Source organism: Citreicoccus inhibens, from assembly GCF_019039035.1.
Taxonomy (GTDB): Bacteria; Myxococcota; Myxococcia; order Myxococcales; family Myxococcaceae; genus Citreicoccus; species Citreicoccus inhibens.
In genome coordinates this window covers 26,718-48,798 of the sequence record NZ_JAHNZT010000040.1, presented here as the reverse complement: position 1 = coordinate 48,798, position 22,081 = coordinate 26,718, and the positions used below count along the sequence as shown (strand labels likewise).

Below are 22,081 nucleotides of genomic sequence, written 5' to 3'. Positions count from 1 at the left end.
CCCTGAGAGTCCGTCGTGCCAGCGCGGGCGTGGCTGGTGCGGCTCAGGCGGCAGTCCGCGTGGAGATGGGTCATGGCTTCTTCTCGATGGTGGGTATGTCTGGCGGTGGGCTTGGCGACGCAGGGCGCTTTCGCGCAGACGGCTCCGGTGGCCGCGATGGAGCCCGCTTCCGAGTCCTACGGCGACTCGGACATGGATGACGACTCGGGTCCCGTGGCGCCTTCGCCGCCCCCCCAGCTGCCGGCCGAGAACCCCACCGCGCGCCCGGACAGTGATTCGGTGTGGGCATCGGGCTTCTGGTTCTGGGATGGCGGCCAGTGGGTCTTCAAGTCCGGTGGCTGGGTCGAGCGCATGCCGGGCTACCAGTTCGTCAACGGCTACTGGGCGCAGGATGGAGACGTCTGGCGCTGGGTGTCGGGCGGCTGGGCGCGCCCCGGCTCCACGGATGTGGAGATCCCCATCGCGGTGGACAACGAAGAGGTGACGACGGCTCAGGCGCCGCCTCCGCTGCGGCAGGAGGTTCGCCCGCAGCCCCCCGCTCCGGAGTACGTCTGGGCACCGGGCTACTGGTACTGGGGCGTCGGCGGCTGGGATTGGGTGACGGGCGGCTGGATTGTTCCGCCTCGCGCCGGCCTCGCCTTCGTCTCGCCGCGTTGGGTCCGCCGGGGACCGTCCTGGGTCTTCGTGGGCGGTGGCTGGGCCTCGCGGGGGACGTTGAGTGTCTCCATCCCCGTGTATCGCCACGCCAGCATCGCGGTCACGCTGGGGCGTCCCAACGTCTTCCTGCGCAGCTGGTACCGCTACCCCATGGTGTCGTGGCGCCACGTGCCCGAGCCGCGATACCGCTACCATGACGGCCGCTGGACGCATTACGAGAGCCGCGTGCGTGCGCCTCCGCCCTCGCACTACCACTCCGCGAGCCCCGGTCCGCGCTCGGGCGGGCACGGGGGCGGGCGGGGGGGCCACCGCCACTGAGTCCAGGACTCACTCCGCGGAGGCGCGCGTGCCCTCCGCGGGGCGAGGCAGCTCGAAGGCCCCGGTCAGCAATTCGTAGGAGCGGACCCGTTCGGCGTGGTCGTGGATGTGCGAGGTGACCATCAGCTCGTCGGCGCCCATCTGCTCGGCGAGTTCGAGCAGCCGGGCCCGCACCCGAGCAGGTGACCCGCACACGAGGATGGACCGCGCGACGCCGACCTGCTGACGCTCCATGGGAGAGTACGCGTAGGCGCGGGCCTCCTCGGGACTGGGAATGGGGCCGTTGCGTCCGTTGCGGAAGTTGACCCACAAGAGGTCATGCGTCCCGGCGAGCAGGTCCGCGCGCTCGTCCGTCTCCGCGCACACCACCGAGACACCCAGGATGGCGTAAGGCCGCTCCAGGTGCGCCGAGGGGCGGAACTGGCTCCGGTACGTGTGCATGGCGGAGTAGGCCGCCTCGGGACTGAAGTGGTAGGCGAAGGCGAAGCCCCGGCCTTGCTCCGCGGCCAATCGGGCGCTGAAGCCGCTGGAGCCGAGCAGCCAGATGGGCGGCAGCGTGATGTCCGCCGGAGAAGCGCGGATCCGCTGGAAGGGATGGTCCGGCTCCGAGAACGCTTCCTCACCGGCGAAGGCGCGCAGTTGGGAGAGCTGCTCGGGAAAGTCATCCGCGGTGAGGGCCTCCATCGAGCGGCGCAGCGCCAGGGCCGTGAGCTGATCCGTTCCCGGCGCGCGCCCCAGCCCCAGGTCGATGCGCCCAGGATAGAGCGCCTCCAACGTGAGGAAGGTCTCCGCCACCTTCAGCGGCGAGTGGTTCGGCAACATGATGCCGCCCGAGCCCACGCGCAGGTGCTCCGTCTCCCGCGCGATGGCGGTGATCATGATCTCCGGCGCGGAGCTCGCCAGCCCCCGAGAATTGTGGTGCTCGGCGATCCAGTACCGCGTGAAGCCCAGGCGATCCGCGCGGCGCGCCAGGTCGAGGCTGTTGCGCAGGGCCCGCGGCCCCGTCGAGCCCGTGCCGACGGGGATGAGGTCGAGAATGGACAGGCGAGGCAGGGGCATGGCGGTCCTCGAAAAGACCTCCTTGCTAACGGCGGGTGCCTCCGCTTTTCAAGTCACAGTGGCGAGGGGGCCGTTCATTCCCGGGGGCGCGGGGTGGAGCCCCCTGCCGGTCCCTTGCGAGCTCAGGGCTCGGTCCACACAGCGAGGCGGTGGCCGCTCGGGTCGGTGAACTCGAAGCGCCGGCCGCCGGGGAAGCTGAAGATGTTCTTGGTGATGACCCCGCCAGCCTTGCGCACGCGATCGAGCGTCGCTTCCAGGTCACGCGAGTAGAGGACGATGAGCGGCCCGCCGGGAGTGACCGCGCCATCCGTCGTGAAGCCACCGCTCAGTCGGCCATCGTTGAAGGCGCTGTAGGCAGGGCCGTAGTCCTCGAAGCTCCAGCCGAACACGGTGCTGTAGAAGCGCTTCGTCGCGGCGAGGTCGGTGACGTTGAACTCGATGTAGTCGATGCGGTGGTGCTGCGCGGCCTGCTGGGATGCGGACGACATGGGGACTCCGGTGCTCGTGAAGGACACCCCGGACTCTAGAGGGCTTCCTCCGAGGGGAATTGTACGAATCCGACAGAGGCGAGCTCGCGGGCATAGGCGCCTGGAGACGCGCCCACCAGGGCCTTGAACTCCCGTACCAGGTGGGCCTGATCGAAATAGCCGGCCGCGAGCGCGAGCTGCGCACCCGGCAGCGTGGGCGTGCGCTTCAGCCACTCCACCGCGTGCTGCATCCGCGCGATGCGACACAGCACCTTGGGCGCCAGTCCCACCGCGGTCTGGAAGCGGCGCTCGAGCTGGCGCGCGCCCACGCCGAGCGTGGCTTCCAGGGACTCCACTGTGACTCGTCCCCGAGAGGCCCGGATGCGCTCCACCGCGTGGGAGAGCGCGGCATCGGGCTGCATCGACGGGAGTCGCCGCAAGAGCAGCTCCTCCATCCGCGCCATGCGCGCCTCATCCCCCGGCGCTTCGAGGAGCCGCTCGGTCCACCCGTCGGTCAGGGCGCTGGGCCAGAGGTTGTCGAGGCAGAGCTGCGAGCCAGTCACCTCGTCGAGCGGGACGCGCAGGAACGGACGCGCGCCACCGGGACGAAAGCGAACGCCGACGAAGCACGCAGCCGGCTCCAGCGGGACGACCTCGGCGGACAGCATCGTGCCGATGACTTGCGGCCGCGCATCCGCTGCGCGCTGGCCCGGACTCAGGTTGACGAGGATGTCGAGACATCCATCTGGCAACACCCGGTTGTCCGGCGGCGAGGCCAGCTGGGCCGACAAGGCCCAGAAGCACTGGACGTAGGGCGCGAGCGCGGCGCACGGGCGACGCTCGAAGTAGAGAGACGCGGGGGACATCGGGCCGCGATTCTGCCCGAGCAGGGCGTGGCGGGCGCGTCAGAAAGAGTCAGGCACTCCGGGATTGGGTCGGAGGCCCCTGGCGTGGGAGGCTCACCGAGAAGAGCGCGCCTCGGCCGGGGGCACTCTCCACGCGGACCGTGCCACCCAGCGCTTCCACGACTTGCCGCGTGATGTAGAGCCCCAGGCCCAGCCCTCCGTAGTGGCGGTCCGACACGGCGCGCTCGAACTTCTCGAAGATGCGGCGCTGGGCCTCGGTGGGGACGCCGATGCCCTCGTCGCGCACGGTCAGCAGGGCCGTGGACTCGGTGGTCTCGACGCACACCTTCACGGGGCGGCCCGCGCCATACTTCACCGCGTTGGAGAGCAGGTTCGTCACCACCTGCTCCAGCCGGAGTCGATCCCACCAGCCCATGGCATGGCCCTCCGCGCGCAGCTCCAGCGATGAGCCCGTCTTGGCCGCCTCGTTCGCGAAGGTCGCGAGCACCTCGTGCACCACCATCGCGAGGTCCACCTGCTCCAGGTTCAACTCCAGTCGCCCCAGGCTGATCCGCGAAACATCCAGCAAGCCGTTCACCAGGCTCGACAGCTTGCGGGCCTGACCCGCCACCGCGTCCAACACCTCCGCCACCTGGCGCGCGGGCAGCACCCCCGCGGGCTCCGCCGCGATGCGACGCTGCAGCGCCTGCACCTTGAGCTGAATGGGGGTCAGCGGGGTCTTCAGCTCATGGCTGGCCACGGACAAGAACTCATCGCGGAGTTGCACCGCTTGTTGCGAGGCCGCATACAGCCGTGCGTTGTCCACCGCGAGCGCGGCGCGGCGAGCCAGGTCCTCGGCCGTCTGGAGATCCGACTCGGTGTAGCGGCGCCCGGAGTTGGCGTAGACCAGGGTGAGCGCGCCGAGCACCTTGCCTCGCGCCACCAGCGGCACGACCAGATACGACTTCAGCCCCAGCTTCTCGATGAAGTGTCGCTGGGCGGGCTCGGTCGAGGCGTCCATCTGCAGTAGCCCGATGTCCGCCACCCAGTCCGAGCGGCCCGTGCGCAGTACCTGCGGGATGCCCCGCGCGGCTTGGGGATTCAGGGGGTAGCGGCGCGTGAGCTCCCAGGCCTCGAGCGTGCGCTGGGGCTCCACGTGCGCGAGCGCGAGCCGCCGGATGGTGCCTCCCTCATCCAGCACGTCCACGGCGCACGCGTCCGCGAGCGTGGGCACGGTGAGCTGCACCAACTGGTCGAGCGTCACCTCGGGATTGAAGGACTGTCCGAGCACCGCGCTGGCCTCGGCCAGGAAGCGGTTGCGATCCTTGCTGCGCTTGGTGGCGTCGATGTCCGTCGAGGTACCGAACCACTTCGCGGGGCGGCCCAGCTCGTCGGGCATGTGCGTGGCGCGGGTGAGGAACCAGCGGTAGTCTCCGTCTTTGTCCGCGATGCGGAACTCCGTCTCATAGGGGGCGCCGGTCTCCACGGAGTGTCGCCACGCCTCCACGGCGCCGGGGACGTCGTCCGGGTGAAGGACGTCCACCCAGGACGTTCCCAGCGCGGTCTCCACGCTTCCGCCGATGAACGTCGCGAAGACCTGATTGATGTAGTCGATGTGTCCGTCCGCGCGCGCGGTCCAGACAATCTGGGGCATGGCGTCCGCGAGCATGCGGTACTCCTGCTCGCGCTTCTCCAAGGCGCGCTCCACCATCTTCAGGGGGGAGATGTCCTGGAAGGTCACCACGCACGTGGAGGGGAGGGCGCCCACCGCGGGGACCCGTGCCGAGTCCACCAGGATGGAGGTACGGCCGCGCGGCGTGGACAGCTCCAGTTGCTCCTGACTCACGTGCTCGCCCTGGGCCGCGCGGATGGAGGGCATCTGCTCCACGGGCACCGGAAAGCCTCGCGTGTCCGTGACGGAGAACGTCCGCGCGTGCTCTTCTCGTGAAGCGGCCTTCGGAAAGCGTCCGCCCCAGAGTTGATCCGCCGCGGCGTTGGCGAACGTCATGCGCGCGGTGCCGGGCTCCACCAGGATGAGCGGCACAGGGAGTCGATCCAGGATGGACTCCAGCCACTGCTGCTGATCCGCGAGCGAGGCATTCAGCTGCTCGACATGCTGCCTCGCCAGCGTCTGCTCGGTGACATCCAGGGCGATGGCGCCCACCGCGACGACGGCGCCGTCGTTCCCCTTCACCGGGTAGTAGTTGAAGAGGAACTCGCGGGAGGGCCCTCGGCCCCCGGGCGCGGGCAGGGTGGTGGCCATGCCGAGCAGCGGGGCGCCTGTCGCCCAGACGCGCTCGACCCGCTCCCGCAACAGGGGCGCGAGCGTGGGGGCCACATCCCAGGCGCTGCGGGCGCGCGCGGCCTCGGGGTCGACTCCGTGCGCGCAGGCGAGCAGCGCGTTGAGGTGCAGGTAGTGCAGCTGGCGATCGAACAAGGCCATGCCCAGGGGCACGGTCTCGGTGAGGTCGTCCAGGTCCTGCGTGGGGCACCCGGGAGCATCGGGTGGGGGCGCGGCTTGCTCGCGCTGAAGGACCGCGGCCTCGCGCCGGGCCACGGCCACCCGCCGCTGGTGCATCGCGGTGAAGACCTGCACGCGGGCGCGCAGCAGCTCCGGGGGCATGGGCTCGACCAGGTAGTCGACCGCGCCCGCCGCGTATCCCTCGGCCATCCGGTTCGCGTCCTGGGGCGAGGTGGCGTGCAGGAGGATGGAGGTCTCTGCGCCCCGTGCGTGGCGCTGGAGGCGCGCCAGGGCCTCTCGCTCGTTCGTGCCGGGAAGGTCCACGGAGAGGAGGATGGCCGCGAAGGTCGTGAGCTCGAGCGCATCCAGGGCCGCGTCCACCGAGCGGACCTTCACCATCGGCCGCCCAAGCGGTGCCAGGACATCTTCCAGGGCCCGCGAGCGGGCGATGCAGTCATCCACCAGGAGGAGTGGCACGAGCGGAGCGGGGCAGGGGACAGACGAACCCTTCAGGGGGATGGAAGATCTATCCCACGGGCGTGGGAGTGATCCGAGGACGCGCGACCGTCCTGTTGCCCGGCCAACGCGAAGCGCGGTGCTGTTGCTCCAAAACACCCCGCTCGGCCCCCGCGCTTCCCCGCGGTGGACACCGGGTGCCGTCCGACTCCGCGAGGCGGCAGCGGAGACCCGGCGACCACTCAGGCCCTCCTCCGCTACCCCGTGCTGCGCACCGGCTGCGACTCCCGGAACTGCCGTTGGTACAGGTCCGCGTACAGCCCACCGTGTCGGAGCAGCTCGTCGTGCGTGCCCTGCTCCGCGACCCGGCCCGCGTCGATGACGAGGATGAGATCCGCGGTCCGGATGGTGCTCAGCCGGTGCGCGATGACGATGCTGGTGCGCCCGGCGAGCAGTGTGGCCAGGGCCTGCTGGATGAGCGCCTCGGTGCGCGTGTCGATGTTCGCGGTGGCCTCATCCAGGATGAGCACGCGCGGATCCGTGATGACGGCGCGCGCGAACGCGAGCAGCTGGCGCTGCCCCTGACTCAGCGAGGAGCCCCCCTCCCCGAGCACGCTGTCATAGCCCTTGGGCAACGCCGCGATGAAGTCGTGCGCGTGCACGGCGCGCGCGGCCGCTTCAATCTCCTCGCGCGTCGCGTCCGGCTTCCCGTAGCCGATGTTGTCCGCGATGGTCCCCGAGAAGAGCACGGGCTCCTGGAGCACCATCGCGAGCTGCTGGCGAAGGCTCGCGCGCGTCACCTGGCGCACGTCGTGGCCATCCAGACGGACCGTGCCCGAGGTGACGTCGTAGAAGCGAGGGACGAGGCTCGCGACCGTCGTCTTTCCTGCGCCCGTCTTGCCGACGAGGGCCACGGTCTGGCCTCGGCGGACCTGGAAGGTCACGTCGCGCAGCACCGGGTTCGCGGGGTCGTAGTGGAAGGACACCCGGTCGAACTCCAGGTTCCCCTCGACGCGTTGCAGGACGTGCGCCCCGGGGATGTCCGCGGGCTCGCGCGGCTCGTCGAAGATGGCGAACACCCGCTCGGCGCCCGCGAGCGCGGACTGCATCAACGTGTAGACCGACGCCGCGAGCTGCACGGGCCGGAAGAACTGCTGCACGTAGATGAGGAACGCGGCGAGCATCCCCACGCTCAAGCGCCCCGCGAGCACGAGCGAGCCGCCATAGCCAATCACCAGCGCGGTGGACAGGGCGGACAGCACGTCGATGGCGGGAGAGAACGCGGAGGTGACGCCCACCGCGGCCACGTTCGCATCGCGGTTCGCGGCGTTGCGCTGGCGGAAGCGCTCGATGTTCATCTCCGTCCGGTTGAAGGCCTGGGCCTGCCGCACGCCGACGATCTCCTCCTGGAGCTCAGCGGTGACGTTGCCCACCGTCTCCCGCGTCTTGCGATACGCGCGTCGCGCGCGCGCCGCGAAGAGCCAGGTCGTGGCCAGCATCACGGGGATGATGGTGAAGCACGCGAGCGCCAGGGGCGCGTTGAGCACCAGCATCGTCACGAGGATGCCCACCAACCCGATGAGCGACCCCAGCAACTGCGTCAGCCCCTGCGAGAAGAACTGATTGAGCGTCTCCACGTCGCTGGCGACGCGGCTCATCAGGTCGCCCAGGGAGCGCTTGTCGAAGTAGGCGAGGGGGAGCGATTGGAGCTGGGTGAAGAGCCGCACGCGCAGCACCGCGAGCACGCGCTGCCCCATCGCGCCCACGCGGCGGGTCTGCTCGCGCTGGGCGAACGCTCCAACCAGGTAGACGACGAGCAGCGCGCCCATGGTGCCCGCGAGCCCCAGGAGGTCGCGGTGCCCGATGTCCCGGTCGATGGCGCGGCTCACCAGGTACGGCGCCAGGGACTGCGCTCCGGCACCCACCGCGATGAACACCATGGCCACGGTCAACATGCCGCGGTACGGCCGCAGCTCCGTCAGGAGTCGCCGAGCGACCTCCCCGCGATGCGCGGCGTGCTGGACCTCCAGCTCCGCCATGGACTCGATGCTGCCCGGGCGCCTCATGACGCGGCCTCCATGGCTGCGGCCGGCTGGAGCTGCGAGCCGAGAATCTGGTTGTACAGCTCACTGGTCGCGAGGAGCTCCTCGTGCTTGCCGCTCGCCGCCACGCGCCCTTCGTCGAGCACGATGATGAGGTCCGCGTCGCGCACGGTGCTGATCCGCTGCGCGATGACGAGCGAGGTGCAGCCCGCCTTGCGCATCAGCCGGTCCAGCGCGCCTTGGATGGCGGCCTCGGTCTCCGCGTCCACCGCGGAGGTGCTGTCATCGAGGATGAGCAGCCGGGGCTCGGTGAGCAGGGCCCTCGCGATGGCGAGCCGCTGGCGCTGTCCGCCCGACAATCCCACGCCGCGCTCGCCCACCACCGTGTCGTAGCCACCCGGGAGTGCTTCGATGAACTCCGCGGCCTGGGCCGCCTGCGCCGCCGCGCGGACCTGCTCCATGCTCGCGTCGGGCCGGCCATAGGCGATGTTGTCGCGCACGGTGCCCGAGAAGAGCAGGGCGTCCTGAAGCACCACGCCAATCTGCCCGCGCAGGCTGGCGAGCGTGACCTCGCGCACGTCATGGCCATCCACGAGGACGCTGCCGCCCGTCACGTCATAGAACCGGGGGACCAGGTTGATGATGGTGCTCTTGCCCGCGCCCGTGGTGCCGAGGATGGCCACCAACTGCCCGGGCTCGGCGACGAAGCTCACCCCGCGGAGGATCTCCCGCTCGCTGCCGGCATAACGGAAGCGGACGTCGCGCAGCTCCAGCCGGCCCTCCAGGGGCGGCAGCTCCCGCGCACCCGGTGCGTCCGCCACCTCCACGGCCGTGTCGAGCAGCTCGAAGACCCGGACCGCCGAGGCGCCCGCGCGCGCCAGATGCGCCGCGAGGAACCCCAGCGTCATGATGGGCATCAGCAGGAACCCCAGGTAGCTGTTGAAGGCGATGAGCTCGCCCAGCGTGAGGCGGTCCTTGAAGATCAACACCCCGCCCAGGCCCACCACCACCAGCGTGCCCAGGTTCGCGAAGAGGCCCACGAAGGGGAAGTTGCTCGACATCGCGTCGATGGCCTGGAGGCTCTGCCCGAGCAGCTCGTCGTTGATGGCCGAGTAGCGGGCGGTTTCACGTGCCTCGCCAGAGAAGGCGCGCACCACCCGCAGTCCGCGCAGGTCCTCCTGGAGCACCGTGCTGAGCTTGCTCAGGAGAATCATCCCCTGGCCGAACAGCGGGCCGATTCTCGCGACGAAGCTCTTGAGCACCCACAAGATGGGCGCGATGGCGCCCAGCGCTCCCATCGCCAGGATGGGATTGAGCGCGAGCAGCAGCACCGCGCAGCCCACCAGCATCGCCGCGGAGGCCACGACCTGCACCACGCCCGAGCCCACGAACGTGCGCACCTGCTCCACGTCATTGGTGAGGCGGGTGAGCAGCTGCCCCGTCTGCGCCTGGTCGTAGTAGCTGAAGCTCAGTCGCTGGATGCGGGCGAACAGGGCGTCTCGGAGATCGAACGCGACGCCCTGCGAGGCCCGCTCCGCGAGGTACCCCTGGAAGAAGGTGAACAGGCCGCGGGCCGCGGCCAGGGCCACCATGCCCGCCACGGCGAGCATCAAGGTCCGGTGCTCCATCTTGGCGAGCCCGCCGTCAATGGCGCGCCGCACCAGCTGGGGCGCGGCGAGGTTCGCCGCGGAGAGCAAGAGGATGGAAAGGAGGGCTCCCCCAGTGTCCCAGCGATAGCCGCGGAGGTAGCCGAGGGCCCGCCCCACGGCTTTGACACCTGCCTTGGACTGCCCGGGCCGTTGCCTGTCTGTCATGGGATTGAACTAGCGTTGCGATGCTCGCTTCGCAGCGCCCGCGCCAGGGAATGCCTGGAGCTGGCCCATGGCGAGCTTGCCAAACCACGTGGAGAGCCGCACCGAACGCGCGTCGACGAAGCGTGCGAAGGGAATCGCGACGAGCAAGGTGCCTATGATGACGCAGAGGGACGCCACGCTCGCCCGTGTCAGATAGGACAGGTGCGTGGGCATTCCCATGTAGACGAACACGCCCAGCGACGACAGCACCGTGCTGTGCAAGAGGTAGATGGCAAAGGACTTGTCACCCAGCCACACGAGCGGGCGCAGCGAGAGGAACCGCGCGACAGCGTTCTCCCGCACGATTCCCCAGACGAGCAGCACCGAGCCCACCGCGGGGAAGAAGAGCGGCCACGCGAAGGTGGCGATGTGGACCTGGATCCAGTTGGCCACCGCGACGACGTGCGCATAGGCCGCGCTGTTCCAGTGGTAGCCCCCCAGGTAGAGCCCGACGAGCACCGCGAGCGCCAGGAGCACGGGCTGGCGGCCCAGATCGGGCCACCGGTGCATGTACGCCCCCACGAAGAAGAGCGAATAGAAGAGCCCGTTCTCGGGGAAGAGGCGGATGAACAACAGCGACACGGCGGTGGCCAACCAGCCGCTGCCACGGAAGCGCCCGAACAGTGCCAGGAAGGCGAAGAGCGCGATGGAGCCGATGAACTCCACCTGGATGGTCCAGAGCACGTAGTTGTACCGCGACGAGCCCAGGAGCAGCGCCCGATAGAGTCCCTCCTTCGTGGCTTCCACGAGCGACGGCGCCTGCTGATACGCGGAGGCCAGGAACGGGCCCAGGTCGCTCTTGCCCGCCGGGAACAAGCCCGCCTTGAGCAGCCCATAGCCGAACAGGACCGAGACGAGCACCGGTGGGCCCAGTCGCAGGTAGCGCTTCACCGCGGCCTCCTGCAAGGGCGCGACCTCGCCATGCGCGAAGAACTTTCGCGTCAGCACATAACCACTCATCACGAAGAACACGCAGACGGAATACGTGCCGTTGTAGAGCGCGCAGAGGGGGCTGTCGAAGAGGACGGGCTCCCACGGCTCCCGCAGCTGCGTGGCGCCCCCCTCATGGAGGAACGGATAGAACCCGTAGAGGCAGTGGGAGAGGATGACCGTGAAGGCCGCCAGCCCACGCAGCCCCTCGAGGGAGAGGGTCTTTCCCGAGCCGCGCGCCGCGTCTCGGGGGAGCGGGACGGAAGACGGCTCGGGAGCCGGGGCGATGGGGGCGGACGGCTGCGTGAGAGACATGAGGCGCGGACCTTACCGGAGCCAGCGCGGTGCGCGCGCGTCTTCTCTGCGCGGACTCAACGCTGCATGGCGCGCAGCAGTTTCTGTGCGTCCTCGGCGCTGACCTTGCCGTCCTGCACGAGCTGCAACACGCGACGCAACTCCTCGTCTGGGATGCCAGCCGTCCCGGGCTCGGGGGGACGGACGTGCGAGTCGGCGGGGGCGCCACCCCAAGGGGCAGCTCGCTCCCAGGCCCGGGCCCAGCGGTGCGCGTGGCGGTCCGCGCGGCGGTGCCAGCGCTCGGCCTGCCGCTGCCAGCGCTCGGCATCGTGGCGCCAAGGGTCGTGGTCGTCGCGCGCATCATCCTGCTCACCCCCGCCCGCCCCGCGGACCCGGACCGAGCCGAGCTCGGTCATCAGCCGCAGCGTGGCGGCGGCGTTGGGGTGGGGGGGATAGCGATTGCGGACCGAGCCCAGCGTGGTGCTCGCCTCGACGCGCACGTCCAGGTTCGGCGCCAGGCGGACCTCCAGCGCGCCAAGCTGTGAGCTGATGAGGTGCTCGCCCGGGGTGAGGCTGAGGATGTCCAGCTTCACCGTGCCCGCGCCCGTGTGGGCCTGGATGGCGCCCGCGAGCTGCTCGCCGAAGATGGCGCCCGCTCGCGTGCGCAGGTTCAGTCGTCCTTCCACGCCGCGCAGCTTCACGGCCCCCGCGTTGGTGGATACGTCCAAGTGGCAGCCCTGGAGCCCGGCGATGCGGATCGCGCCCGCGTCGAGCTTGAACCTGGCGCGGAGGTTGTTGGGCAGGAAGAGCTGCACGTGGGGGGCGGCGCGCAGGAAGAAGGAGAAGAAGCCCGAGGGCTCACGCGCCCCGAACTCCACCTTCGTCACCTTGCCGACCTCGCGCACCGCGGCCTCCACCCCGCCATGCACGAGCATGTAGGGCGTCTCGCCCTCGGTGAGGGGCCCAACGGTGAGGACCGCGGCGTCCGCCTCGATCTCCAGCACCGCGTCCGTTCCCCACGGCAACTCATGGCGCGTGGGGCCCTCATGAGAGAACGGCTTCGTTTCGGGTTCGTTCATGGGCATCACTCCTGAAAGCGCTTCGTCAGTCGACGTGCGGCCTCATCCGCGTCGATGAGCCCGGCCGCGAGGTCATCGAGAATCTGGGCCCGGCGCAGGTTTCCGCGCGCCGACTGGAGCGGACGCGATGGGGGGGGCGGAGGCGCGGGCGGCAGGGGCCCGGCTCCACCGAGCGCCGCCACCAACTCGTCCAGTCGCGCCACCACCGTGGGGTACGAGACGCCCAACACCTGCTCCACGTCTTTGATCTTCCCGCGGCAGCTCAAGAAGACCCGGGCGAAGGCCAGCTGCTCCGGCGCCAGTTGCTGCACCCAGCCCGCGGAGAACCGCCCCTCCACCGCGCTGTCGCAGTCATCACATCGGACGCGCTCGATGTGGGTCGCTTCACCACAAACGGGGCACCGGGTCGGCATCGGGTGGATTGAAGTCTTGGTGGTCATAGACTCTCAAAAATCAATTTCGACATTGAGAATATTGATTCCGAGCGACTTTGCAAGTGAACCGCTCGAACTTCCCGAGGCGGCCGTGGTGATGAAGTGTCATGAATTACTGGTTTTGATTTATTTTCTTGAAAAACAGCATTGACCTGTTTCTGGAGGGGCGGCTTATTCGCCCGGGCCCGCGCATGCGCGCGAGCGAAGTCCTTCCCGAGAGGACCCCATGATCCGGAACCTGACCCAGGCGGTGCTGGCCGCCTCGCTGCTCACCGTGGCGTGTGGACCGCCGTCCGATTCATCCGAACCGAATGCGGGCACGCAGGAGGTGGGGCACGTGGCCCAGCTCCTGCGCCGGCCGCAGGCGCGTCCTGGCGAATACATCGTGGTGCTGCGCGACGGCGCCGCGGGTGTCCGCCCGCGCGGCGCCGTGGACATCGGTCAGGAGTTGACCGCGCGGCATGGCGGCAAGGTGTTGCGCACGTACCAGCACGCGCTCCAGGGCTTCCTCGTCAACATGAGCGAGGCCCAGGTCCAGGCGCTGCTCGCGGATCCACGCGTGGCCTACGTGCAGGAGAACGGCCGGCTCCACGTGGTGGGAACCCAGACGGGGGCTACCTGGGGCATCGACCGGATCGATCAGCGCAACCTGCCGCGCGACAGCGCGTACACGTACAACGTCGATGGCACCGGCGTGCACGCGTACATCATCGACACTGGCATGCGGCTGAACCACACGGAGTTCACCGGCCGCGTGGGCGAGGGGCATGACTCCATCGACAACGACACGGACCCGAGCGACTGCCACGGCCATGGCACGCACGTGGCGGGCACGGTGGGTGGCACCACGTGGGGCGTGGCGAAGAAGGTGACCCTGCACGCGGTGCGCGTCCTGGACTGCACGGGCTACGGCGATGATGCGCAGGTCGTCGACGGCATGGACTGGGTGACGGCCCACCACATCAAGCCGGCGGTCGCCAACATGAGCCTCGGGGGCGATCCCTCACAGGCCGTGGATGATGCCGTGGAGCGGATGGTCGCCGCGGGCGTCGCCACGGCGGTCGCGGCCGGCAACGACTCGGCCAATGCGTGCAGCTACTCGCCGTCGCGCACGCCCAACGCCATCACCGTGGGCTCCACCACGAGCAGCGACGCTCGCTCCTCGTTCTCCAATTATGGGACGTGCGTGGACATCTTCGCGCCGGGCTCCAGCATCACCTCGGCCTCGTACTCCAGCACCACCGGGAGTACGTCCATGAGCGGGACGTCCATGGCGTCTCCTCACGTGGCGGGCGCCGCGGCCCTGTACCTGAGCGCCAACCCCGGAGCCACCCCGGCGCAGGTGCGCGACGCGCTCGTCGCCAACGCCACCTCCGGCAAGGTGACGAGCCCCGGCGCCGGCTCGCCCAACCTGCTGCTCTACACGCTGTTCATCACCGGCGGTCCGGCTGACACCACCGCGCCCACCACGTCCCTCACCGCGCCTGCGGCCGGCGCCGTTCTCAGCGGCACGTCGACCGTGAGCGCCACCGCTTCGGACAACGTGGGCGTCTCGCGCGTGGAGTTCTACGCCGGCACCACCTTGCTGGGCACTGACTCCACCGCGCCGTATGCGGTCGACTGGAACACCGCCTCCGTGGCCAACGGCGCTTACGTCCTCACCGCGAAGGCGTATGACGCTGCGGGCAACGTGGGGACGTCCTCCAGCGTGTCCGTGACGGTGGACAACGTGGTGGGCAGCTGCACCATCTCCGAGCAGCTGCTGGCCAACCCGGGCTTCGAGAGCGGCAACACCGGATGGAGCCTGAGCACGGACGTCATCGACGGCACCACATCCGGCAGCGCGCCGCGCACGGGCACGTACAAGGCCTGGCTCAATGGATACGGCTCCAGCCACTCGGACTCTCTCTACCAGCAGGTCACGGTTCCCTCGACGGCGTGCTCGGCCTCGCTGAGTGTCTGGGTGAAGATCACCACCTCGGAGACCACGACGACGACGGTCTACGACACGCTGGCCATCCAGGTGCAGAACAGCGCGGGCGCCGTGTTGGGCACGCTGGCCACGTACAGCAACCTGGACAAGGGGACCGCGTACGTCCAGCGCACGTTCGACCTGAGCGCCTACAAGGGGCAGACCGTGCGCATCTCCTTCAAGGGCACGGAAGACGCGGCGGACGCGACCAGCTTTTTTCTGGATGACACCGCGCTGAGCGTCACTCGCTGAGCCGTCCCGGGTGGGCACGGCGGAGGAGTCCGCGCCGCCGTGTCCGCTGCTCGGAACGGCTCAGGTGCGCCTCACCGTCGTCGAGTGGATGGCTCTCAAGACGAGCAGCAAGGCCACCGCTCCAACGAAGGCCACGAAGATGGTCCCCGCCAGCCCGCCGAACGGGGCCCCGGTGTGGAGGGCCCGGAAAATGAAACCGCCGAGGAACGAGCCCACCACGCCCACGACGATGTCTCCGATGAGGCCGTAGCCGCCTCCGACCACGGCGGATGCCAGCCACCCGGCGACGAGTCCAATCACTGCCCACAGCAGCAGTGTCTCCAGCGACATGACGCGCCTCCTCTTGCACCTCGGGTTCGAAGACGAGGATGTGCATGGCGCGGGGCGGATGCACGGTCGCCCACTCTCAGGGCGAAGGGGCGGGCCTCGCGTTGTCGAGGCCCTCGCGCGCGCTCAGGTTTCCCCATGTCTGGATTTGGAGGGAGGACCCATGGTTCGTCCTCGGGTCGCGTTCTTGTTCGACCTCGACGGGACGCTCGTCGACAGTGTCTATCAACACGTCCTCGCGTGGCGCGAGGCGCTCGACGGCGAGGGCATTCCCTTGTCCGTGTGGCGCATCCACCGGCGCATCGGCATGAGCGGGGGGCTGTTCTCCAACATGCTGCTGCGCGAGACGGGCCTCACCCTGACGCCGGAGCGCATCGAGCGCCTGGCTCGAGGCCACGCCGTCGCCTATCGCCGCTGGATGAAGGACGTGCGGCCCTTGCCCGGCGCCCGCGAGCTGCTCGCCGCGCTGACGGAGGCGAGCATCCCGTGTGCCATCGCGACGAGCGGCCGCATGGAGAGCGCCAGCCCCGTCATCGACATGCTCCAGGTGGACCGCACCCGCGTGCCCATCGTCACGCGAGATCAGGTCAAGTACGCCAAGCCAGACCCCGACTTGTTCCTGGAGGCGGCGGACCGTCTGGGCGTCTCGATGGATGCGAGCACCGTGGTGGGGGACAGCGTCTGGGACATGCTCGCCGCCCAGCGAGCCCGAGGCCTGGGCATCGGGCTGCTGTCGGGCGGCTATGGCCCCGACGAGCTGGAGCGCGCCGGGGCCTACCGCGTGTTCGATGACCCCGCCGACCTGCTCGTCCACCTGGACGAGGTGGGCGGCCGGAGGTGAGGCTCAGCGCGCGGCGTCCACGCCGATGGCGGCGCGCGCGGAGGTGAAGCCGTCGCGTGCCAGCAGCGCGCCCAGTTCACCCAGGATTCGCGACACCATGCCCGGGCCCTCGTAGATGAAACCCGTGTACACCTGCACCAGCGTGGCGCCTGCGCGCAACTTCTCGTAGACGTCCTGTGCGGTGAAGACGCCGCCCACCCCGATGATGGGCAGGGCGCCGCCACTGCGCTGGTACGCGCGCCGGATGACGGCGTTGGACAGCTCGCGCACGGGCGCGCCAGAGAGGCCGCCCGCTTCCTTCGTCAGCGGATGCTCGATGGGGCGGGTGATGGTGGTGTTGGTGGCGATGAGGCCCGCGAGCCGGCACGCACGCGCCACGTCCACCACTTCATCCACCGCTTCGGGCGTCAGGTCCGGAGCAATCTTGAGGAACAGCGGCTTGCCCGGAGCAACCGCTTCGAGCCGCTCCTGCACCGCGCGCAAGAGGGCGGCGAGCTGCTCGGGCTCCTGGAGTTTGCGCAGGCCGGGGGTGTTGGGCGAGGACGCGTTGACGACGACGTAGTCCCCCAGCGCGCCGAGCTGCTCCACGCACGCGACGTAGTCCTCCACGGCGCGCTCCAGGGGCGTGTCCTTGTTCTTGCCGATGTTCACGCCCAGCGGCGCGGGCTTCCACGTGCGGGCGCGGAGGCGCTCGGCCGCGGCCGTGGCGCCGTGGTTGTTGAAGCCCATCCGGTTGATGACGGCCCGGTGCTCGGGCAGCCGGAAGAGCCGCGGCTTCGGATTGCCCGGCTGGGGGCGCGGCGTCAGCGTGCCGATCTCCACCGCGGAGAAGCCGCACGCGAACAGCCCGTCCACCGCCTCGGCTTCCTTGTCGAGCCCCGCCGCCAGGGCCACCGGGTGGGCGAAGGCCAGCCCGGCCAGCTCCACCGACAGGTCTCCCGTCGCGTGCGCCAGCGCGCGCGTGCGCATGGCCTCGCAGCGCGAGCGGGAACGGCCGAGGAAGCGCAGGCCCGCGATGCCCAGGCGGTGGGCCCGCTCGGCGTCGAGGCCGAAGAGGAACGCGCGCGTGAATCCGTACATGCGCATCAGCTCGGGATGAAGGACGCCTGACGCGCCCACGCGAGCGTCTGGTCCACCTGCTCGGAGGTCAGCAGGCCATTGGACTCGATGAGCTCGATCTCCCGCCGCATGTCCGTCTCGAGCAGGTACGGGCCATCCGTGTTGATGGTGAACTTCACCTTGCGGTCCCAGAAGGTCCGCATGATGTGCTTGAGCTCGTCCAGACCCTCCACCGCCTTGGTGTGCAGGTTGGAGGTGGGGCACAGCTCCAGGGTGATGTCGTTCTCGCGCAGCAGCTTCATGGCGGCCTCGTCATACGCGGCGCGGATGCCATGCCCGATGCGGTGCGGCTTGAGCTTGTCCACCACGGACATCACGCCCTCGGCCCCGGTGCCGGCCGTCTCGCCGGTGTGCACGGTGCACTTGAGCCCCGCCTTGCGCGCGCGGGCGAACAGCTCCTCGTACTGGACCACCACCTCGGGACGCAGCTCCATGGCGTCCTTCTCCGTGCCAGCCAGGTCGATGCCATAGACGCCGCGCGTGCGGTACTTGATGGCCTTGTCCACGATGATGCTGTTCATCTTGTGGTCGAACTCGCGGGCCAGGCAGAAGATGAGCCCCACCTTCACGCCGTACTCCAACACCGCCCGGTCCATGCCCCGGAGCGCGGCGTGGATGATGTGGTCCAGGTCGAGCTCGGAGTTGAGGTTGCGCTTCATCGGGTTGAAGCGCAGCTCGATCTGCGTCACGCGGCTGCCGCGGTACTCCTTGCCAATCACCTCGTAGACCGAGCGCTCGATGGCGCTCGGCGAGGACTGGATCTTCTCCGTCCAGGTGTGGAGGATCTTCAGGTAGTCATCCAGGCTGCCCACCTTGCCGGGCCGCGAGGTGATGAGTTCCACGAAGTCGAAGTAGTTCTTGACGGGGAGCTTGAAGCCCTGCTGGTGGGCGATGGACCAGAGGATGTGGGGCGCCACGGCGCCGCCCACATGGATGTGCAAATCGATGAGGTCGCGAACCATGGCGGCATGTATGCACAGTGCCGGCCGGGCGTAAAGCTAACGGCGCAGCAACACGTACACCGCGCCCTGGCCCCCGTCCTGCGGACGTGCGGTGGCGAACGCCAGCACCATGCGGCCCACGCGCTTCTGGGAGAGCCACGTCTTCAGGCCCTCCTTCAGCACGGGAATCTCGTTCGTCGAGTGCAGCCCTCGCCCATGGACGATGAGCACGCAGCGCTTGTTGGCGCGGCGGCTGTCCGAAAGGAAGCGCTCCACCGCATCGCGCGCCGCGGTCTGCGTCAGGCCATGCAAGTCCAACCGGCCCTGCACGGAGAAGTCCCCGCGCCGCAGCGCGCGCATGAGGTTGCGGTCCAATCCCGGCGACGCGCCCTCGATGAAGTCGTTCGAATCCGCGACGTCGAACGTGCCTTCGCCCGCGACCATCTCGGAGAGCTGCGCGAGCGCCTCGGCGTTTTCGTCGATGATCTCCGGCAGGCGCGGGTTGGGCGTGGGCGCCTCACCGCGATTGGAGAGCTGCTGCACGCCATCCATGGCGGAGAAGAAGAGGGAGGCGTCGTCGTCCTCCGGCCGAGGCTTCACGGCCTTGGGCGGCCTGGGCGGCGCCTTGCGCTTCGAGGCCTCCTCGGCGGCCTGCTTCTGCTGGGCCTGCTTCGCTTCGTCCTGGATGGACTTGATGGCGGACTTGAAGGGGTTGTTGTGAAAACCCGCTTCCTTCTTGGGCGGCGGACCGCCTCGCTGCTTGCTCATGGTCGTTTCCGAGTTCTATCGCGAGGCTACAGTCCGCGCAGCTTGCGGATTTCCTCGTAGGCGTCGCGGATCTCCTGGAAGCGGTGGGCGGCCTGCTCGGCGGCCTGGGCGCCCTGGTGCGCGACCTTGTCCGGATGATGGGCGGCCGCGAGCCGGCGGAAGGTGCTCTTCACCTGGGCGTCGGTGGCCTCGGGCGTGAGGCCCAGCAAGGCGTAGTGCTCCAGGCCGTCGCCCAGGTGGAGCGTGGCCAGCTCCTGGGCCGTGTCCTCGGGGATGTCCAGTCCCTCGGCCACGTGGCGAAGGGACTCGCGCTCCGAGCGCTGCAGGGGGCCATCCACGAGCGCCAGGTCATAGAGCGCATCGAGCAGGGTGTAGCGCTCGTCATCGGATAGGTCCTCGCGGCACGCCTCGAGCGAGGCCTGGAGGTTCAGCGACGCGGGGCGGCCGAGGAGGGCCTTGAGCTGGCGGCGGACGACCTCCAGGTCCTGGGCATCCGCCTGCACGACGGTCTCGAAGTGGCGGCGCACCTCGCGCACCTCCTCGCGGCGGACGTCGCCATCCGCGCGCGCCACCTCGACGAAGAGCGCGCAGCGGTGACGGATCCGCTCCGCGCGCGCGTCATCCTCGCGGGTGTCCTCTCGCATCACGGCGTCCGAGTCCACCACGGGGGGCGCGGGGAACTCGGCGAACAGCTCGGGGAAGTCGGGCGGGGGCGCGTGCTGCTCGTCATAGAAGTGGCCCGCGGCGAAGCCCCCGAGGATGCCGAGCACGATGGCCCACGGCCCTCCGATGAGCAGCCCACCCACCAGGCCCACCATGACTCCCAGCACTTTTCCTGCGCTCATTCGCGCGCTTCCCTCCCGATGGACCGTGGCGGTTTCGCCGCAGTTCCGCCGCAGTTTCTCATAGAGTCCGCCGCGCCATGGCCCAGTTGATTGACGGAAGTGCGATCGCGGCGAAGGTGCGAGCGGAGGTGCGCGCTGGCGTGGACGCGCTCCAATCGTCGAAGGGGTTCGTCCCGGGGCTCGCGGTGGTGCGCGTGGGCGAGGACCCCGCGTCGCGCATCTACGTCAATGGGAAGAAGAAGGCCGCCGCCGAGGTGGGCTTCCAGTCCTGGGAGCTGCATCCGGACGCGGACATCACCCAGGACGCGTTGGTGGCGCTCGTGCGCCAGCTCAACGAGGACCCGCGGGTGCACGGCATCCTCGTGCAGCTGCCGCTCCCCAAGCACCTGGACGCGGACGCCATCCTGGCCGCCGTGGCACCCGAAAAGGACGTGGATGGCTTCCATCCGCTCAACGCGGGCAGCCTGATGCTGGGCCGCCCGGGCCCGCGCGCGTGCACCCCGCTGGGCGTGATGCGCCTCTTGGCGGAGGTGGGCTGCGATCCCGCCGGCAAGAAGGCCGTGGTGGTGGGGCGCAGCAACATCGTGGGCAAGCCTCAGGCGCTCCTCTTGCTTCAGCGTGACGCCACCGTGACGCTCTGCCACAGCAAGAGCGACCTGGCCCGCGAGGTGCCGCTCGCGGACATCCTCGTCGTCGCGGTGGGCGTGCCCGAGCTGATTCGTGGCGAGTGGATCAAACCCGGCGCCGTGGTCATCGACGTGGGGATGAACCGGCGCGCGGACGGGAAGCTCGTGGGCGACGTGGCGTTCGCCAGCGCTTCGGAGCGCGCCAGCTTCATCACCCCGGTGCCCGGTGGGGTGGGGCCCATGACCATCGCCATGCTGATGCGCAACACGCTCGACGCCGCCCTGCGCTCGGGGAAGTGAGGGCGGCGTCGCGGCGGGACGTCACCTCAACAGACGATGTAGCCGCCGCGTCGGCCGCACACGTCCCGATTGATGCACCAGCCGTCCGGCGTGCTCCACGCGTCCATGATGACGCCGTCGCCACACGTGACGTGCGGCGAGTCCACGATGCAATCCGTGGCGGGATTGCAGTCCGGGTAGGCCTGCGCGGAGACGGGACGCTCCTCGAGCGGCGCGCGCGTGTCTTCCTCGGGAACACCACAGGCGGCGAGAGCGAAGGCGGAGAACATCACGACGAACGTCTTCCTTCGGAGGACCTTCTTCATGGGCGTGGCTCCTGGTACGCGCGCGGCGCGGGGATTGCGCTCGGGCGTCGCGCATGATGCGCCCCTTGTTGGCTGGGCAACAGCACGTGCGCTCAGGTGGTCAACCCGGCGGCAAGGCCAGACATCGCAATCCCAGCGCAGCTGGCCCTGTGTGCGTCGGGTTCTCTGACGCGCCGCGGCCTCATTCCCACGACAAGGAATAGTCGCAGTCGAGCAGGCCGGTGGCCTTGCCGTGCACCATGGGGCATTGCGTGCCAATGGCTTCCAACACCGCCTGGAGAACACCCTCGTGGTAGGTGTGGGGCATGAAGTCGCGCGCCACGCGGAGGCAGCCGCTGGAGGGCCCGCTCCAGGTGACGTGGCGCTCGCCGTAGCTCACCACGGTGCGGTAGCCGGACGGGAGGTTCGTCACCAGACGCCTCGGATCTGACGCCGCGAGCATCAGGAAGCTGCGCCCCACCAGGGAGGACAGGAAGTCCGAGGTCGCCTGCGCCCCAATCGCTCGCATCGCGCGATCAAACCCGCCCTTGCGAGGCGCCAGCATCGACGCGGCACGGAATGACATGTGCAGGAATGCCGCCACCGGGTACATGAGGAAAGGCACGAAGCGCCGCTCCCCCGTGCAGGCGAGACACTCCTCCGCGGCCTCCGTGCCCACCGAGTTGCGGATGACCTCGAGGACCCCGAGGAAGAACATGCCTCGAACGCGATCATCGGGTGTCGTCAACGCCCACCGCATCTGCAGTTCTTCGGCCGGCCCGCTGCTGACGGCTCTCCGGGCTGCATAGACTGTCATGAACCCATCCCCGAGATGAGGGCAGGGCGCTCACGTCACGACACATCGCCGTGGGGGGCGCCCTGCCGGGCCTCACGAACCAGACAGGGATAGT

20 protein-coding genes are annotated in these 22,081 nt (G+C 69.4%); 4 read left to right on the top strand and 16 right to left on the bottom strand.

Annotated features, from left to right (window positions below; all coding sequences use genetic code 11):
* The first annotated feature begins 72 nt into the window (after window positions 1-72).
* Window positions 73-975, top strand: a complete 903-nt coding sequence (locus KRR26_RS31300; RefSeq protein WP_120206804.1) for a YXWGXW repeat-containing protein — start codon at window positions 73-75, stop codon at window positions 973-975.
* 9 nt (window positions 976-984) lie between these two features.
* On the opposite strand, the gene KRR26_RS31295 is transcribed toward KRR26_RS31300, so the two are convergent.
* The 9 genes from KRR26_RS31295 to KRR26_RS31255 all read right to left on the bottom strand — a co-directional run bounded on the left by KRR26_RS31295 (window position 985) and on the right by KRR26_RS31255 (window position 12,901).
* Entirely contained in the window at window positions 985-2,034 is a 1,050-nt protein-coding gene (locus tag KRR26_RS31295) for an LLM class flavin-dependent oxidoreductase (protein ID WP_236069370.1), read from the bottom strand.
* A 122-nt stretch (window positions 2,035-2,156) separates the two neighbouring features.
* Complete coding sequence (locus KRR26_RS31290) at window positions 2,157-2,522, bottom strand: VOC family protein (RefSeq protein ID WP_120207110.1); 366 nt, start codon at window positions 2,520-2,522, stop codon at window positions 2,157-2,159.
* A 35-nt stretch (window positions 2,523-2,557) separates the two neighbouring features.
* Complete coding sequence (locus KRR26_RS31285; protein ID WP_217081594.1) at window positions 2,558-3,367, bottom strand: AraC family transcriptional regulator; 810 nt, start codon at window positions 3,365-3,367, stop codon at window positions 2,558-2,560.
* A gap of 49 nt (window positions 3,368-3,416) precedes the next feature.
* On the bottom strand, window positions 3,417-6,284 hold the full coding sequence (locus KRR26_RS31280; RefSeq protein WP_217081593.1) for a PAS domain-containing protein: 2,868 nt from the start codon (window positions 6,282-6,284) through the stop codon (window positions 3,417-3,419).
* Between the two features lie 236 nt (window positions 6,285-6,520).
* On the bottom strand, window positions 6,521-8,329 hold the full coding sequence (locus KRR26_RS31275; protein WP_217081592.1) for an ABC transporter ATP-binding protein: 1,809 nt from the start codon (window positions 8,327-8,329) through the stop codon (window positions 6,521-6,523).
* Entirely contained in the window at window positions 8,326-10,071 is a 1,746-nt protein-coding gene (locus KRR26_RS31270) for an ABC transporter ATP-binding protein (RefSeq protein WP_233577068.1), read from the bottom strand. Before KRR26_RS31270 ends, KRR26_RS31275 begins: the two co-directional genes overlap by 4 nt.
* 57 nt (window positions 10,072-10,128) lie before the next feature.
* Window positions 10,129-11,403: an acyltransferase family protein gene (locus KRR26_RS31265; RefSeq protein ID WP_120206798.1), complete on the bottom strand. Its 1,275-nt coding sequence runs from the start codon at window positions 11,401-11,403 to the stop codon at window positions 10,129-10,131.
* A 56-nt stretch (window positions 11,404-11,459) separates the two neighbouring features.
* Window positions 11,460-12,461, bottom strand: coding sequence for a DUF4097 family beta strand repeat-containing protein (locus KRR26_RS31260; RefSeq protein ID WP_217081590.1), 1,002 nt, complete (start codon window positions 12,459-12,461; stop codon window positions 11,460-11,462).
* Window positions 12,462-12,466: 5 nt separating this feature from the next.
* On the bottom strand, window positions 12,467-12,901 hold the full coding sequence (locus KRR26_RS31255; protein ID WP_199723802.1) for a DUF2089 domain-containing protein: 435 nt from the start codon (window positions 12,899-12,901) through the stop codon (window positions 12,467-12,469).
* A 220-nt stretch (window positions 12,902-13,121) separates the two neighbouring features.
* Here KRR26_RS31255 and KRR26_RS31250 point away from each other — a divergent pair, with 220 nt between their 5' ends.
* Entirely contained in the window at window positions 13,122-15,119 is a 1,998-nt protein-coding gene (locus tag KRR26_RS31250; RefSeq protein WP_217081589.1) for a S8 family serine peptidase, read from the top strand.
* A gap of 60 nt (window positions 15,120-15,179) precedes the next feature.
* Here the strand turns inward: KRR26_RS31250 and KRR26_RS31245 are convergent, their stop codons facing one another.
* Complete coding sequence (locus KRR26_RS31245) at window positions 15,180-15,449, bottom strand: GlsB/YeaQ/YmgE family stress response membrane protein (RefSeq protein WP_120206795.1); 270 nt, start codon at window positions 15,447-15,449, stop codon at window positions 15,180-15,182.
* A gap of 160 nt (window positions 15,450-15,609) precedes the next feature.
* Between KRR26_RS31245 and KRR26_RS31240 the strand changes: the two genes are divergently transcribed.
* Entirely contained in the window at window positions 15,610-16,287 is a 678-nt protein-coding gene (locus KRR26_RS31240; protein ID WP_217081588.1) for an HAD family hydrolase, read from the top strand.
* A gap of 3 nt (window positions 16,288-16,290) precedes the next feature.
* On the opposite strand, the gene KRR26_RS31235 is transcribed toward KRR26_RS31240, so the two are convergent.
* The 4 genes from KRR26_RS31235 to KRR26_RS31220 are packed head-to-tail and all read right to left on the bottom strand — an operon-like array spanning window position 16,291 to window position 19,960.
* Window positions 16,291-17,367, bottom strand: a complete 1,077-nt coding sequence (locus KRR26_RS31235) for a quinone-dependent dihydroorotate dehydrogenase (RefSeq protein ID WP_120207106.1) — start codon at window positions 17,365-17,367, stop codon at window positions 16,291-16,293.
* A gap of 5 nt (window positions 17,368-17,372) precedes the next feature.
* Window positions 17,373-18,368, bottom strand: a complete 996-nt coding sequence (gene add, locus KRR26_RS31230; protein WP_217081587.1) for an adenosine deaminase — start codon at window positions 18,366-18,368, stop codon at window positions 17,373-17,375.
* 36 nt (window positions 18,369-18,404) lie between these two features.
* Window positions 18,405-19,115 carry a Smr/MutS family protein gene (locus tag KRR26_RS31225; protein WP_120206792.1) on the bottom strand — a complete coding sequence of 237 codons (711 nt, stop codon included), beginning with the start codon at window positions 19,113-19,115 and terminating at the stop codon, window positions 18,405-18,407.
* A gap of 26 nt (window positions 19,116-19,141) precedes the next feature.
* On the bottom strand, window positions 19,142-19,960 hold the full coding sequence (locus KRR26_RS31220; protein WP_120206791.1) for a J domain-containing protein: 819 nt from the start codon (window positions 19,958-19,960) through the stop codon (window positions 19,142-19,144).
* A 77-nt stretch (window positions 19,961-20,037) separates the two neighbouring features.
* Between KRR26_RS31220 and folD the strand changes: the two genes are divergently transcribed.
* Window positions 20,038-20,886: a bifunctional methylenetetrahydrofolate dehydrogenase/methenyltetrahydrofolate cyclohydrolase FolD gene (gene folD, locus KRR26_RS31215; RefSeq protein ID WP_120206790.1), complete on the top strand. Its 849-nt coding sequence runs from the start codon at window positions 20,038-20,040 to the stop codon at window positions 20,884-20,886.
* A gap of 26 nt (window positions 20,887-20,912) precedes the next feature.
* Here the strand turns inward: folD and KRR26_RS31210 are convergent, their stop codons facing one another.
* Both KRR26_RS31210 and KRR26_RS31205 read right to left on the bottom strand, forming a co-directional pair.
* Entirely contained in the window at window positions 20,913-21,191 is a 279-nt protein-coding gene (locus KRR26_RS31210; RefSeq protein ID WP_217081586.1) for a lipoprotein, read from the bottom strand.
* Window positions 21,192-21,372: 181 nt separating this feature from the next.
* Window positions 21,373-21,987: a TIGR02265 family protein gene (locus KRR26_RS31205; protein ID WP_120206788.1), complete on the bottom strand. Its 615-nt coding sequence runs from the start codon at window positions 21,985-21,987 to the stop codon at window positions 21,373-21,375.
* Window positions 21,988-22,081: the final 94 nt, after the last annotated feature.

Excerpts from the sequence above, each read along its gene's own strand:
- KRR26_RS31295 (WP_236069370.1), bottom strand. The coding sequence starts at position 2,034 with ATGCCCCTGCCTCGCCTGTCCATTCTCGACCTCATCCCCGTCGGCACG.
- KRR26_RS31225 (WP_120206792.1), bottom strand. The coding sequence starts at position 19,115 with ATGAGCAAGCAGCGAGGCGGTCCGCCGCCCAAGAAGGAAGCGGGTTTT.
- KRR26_RS31235 (WP_120207106.1), bottom strand. The coding sequence starts at position 17,367 with ATGTACGGATTCACGCGCGCGTTCCTCTTCGGCCTCGACGCCGAGCGG.
- KRR26_RS31300 (WP_120206804.1), top strand. The coding sequence starts at position 73 with ATGGCTTCTTCTCGATGGTGGGTATGTCTGGCGGTGGGCTTGGCGACG.
- KRR26_RS31265 (WP_120206798.1), bottom strand. The coding sequence starts at position 11,403 with ATGTCTCTCACGCAGCCGTCCGCCCCCATCGCCCCGGCTCCCGAGCCG.
- KRR26_RS31275 (WP_217081592.1), bottom strand. The coding sequence starts at position 8,329 with ATGAGGCGCCCGGGCAGCATCGAGTCCATGGCGGAGCTGGAGGTCCAG.
- KRR26_RS31245 (WP_120206795.1), bottom strand. The coding sequence starts at position 15,449 with ATGTCGCTGGAGACACTGCTGCTGTGGGCAGTGATTGGACTCGTCGCC.
- KRR26_RS31290 (WP_120207110.1), bottom strand. The coding sequence starts at position 2,522 with ATGTCGTCCGCATCCCAGCAGGCCGCGCAGCACCACCGCATCGACTAC.
- folD (WP_120206790.1), top strand. The coding sequence starts at position 20,038 with ATGGCCCAGTTGATTGACGGAAGTGCGATCGCGGCGAAGGTGCGAGCG.
- KRR26_RS31205 (WP_120206788.1), bottom strand. The coding sequence starts at position 21,987 with ATGACAGTCTATGCAGCCCGGAGAGCCGTCAGCAGCGGGCCGGCCGAA.
- KRR26_RS31210 (WP_217081586.1), bottom strand. The coding sequence starts at position 21,191 with ATGAAGAAGGTCCTCCGAAGGAAGACGTTCGTCGTGATGTTCTCCGCC.
- KRR26_RS31240 (WP_217081588.1), top strand. The coding sequence starts at position 15,610 with ATGGTTCGTCCTCGGGTCGCGTTCTTGTTCGACCTCGACGGGACGCTC.
- KRR26_RS31250 (WP_217081589.1), top strand. The coding sequence starts at position 13,122 with ATGATCCGGAACCTGACCCAGGCGGTGCTGGCCGCCTCGCTGCTCACC.
- KRR26_RS31255 (WP_199723802.1), bottom strand. The coding sequence starts at position 12,901 with ATGACCACCAAGACTTCAATCCACCCGATGCCGACCCGGTGCCCCGTT.
- KRR26_RS31260 (WP_217081590.1), bottom strand. The coding sequence starts at position 12,461 with ATGAACGAACCCGAAACGAAGCCGTTCTCTCATGAGGGCCCCACGCGC.
- add (WP_217081587.1), bottom strand. The coding sequence starts at position 18,368 with ATGGTTCGCGACCTCATCGATTTGCACATCCATGTGGGCGGCGCCGTG.
- KRR26_RS31285 (WP_217081594.1), bottom strand. The coding sequence starts at position 3,367 with ATGTCCCCCGCGTCTCTCTACTTCGAGCGTCGCCCGTGCGCCGCGCTC.
- KRR26_RS31220 (WP_120206791.1), bottom strand. The coding sequence starts at position 19,960 with ATGAGCGCAGGAAAAGTGCTGGGAGTCATGGTGGGCCTGGTGGGTGGG.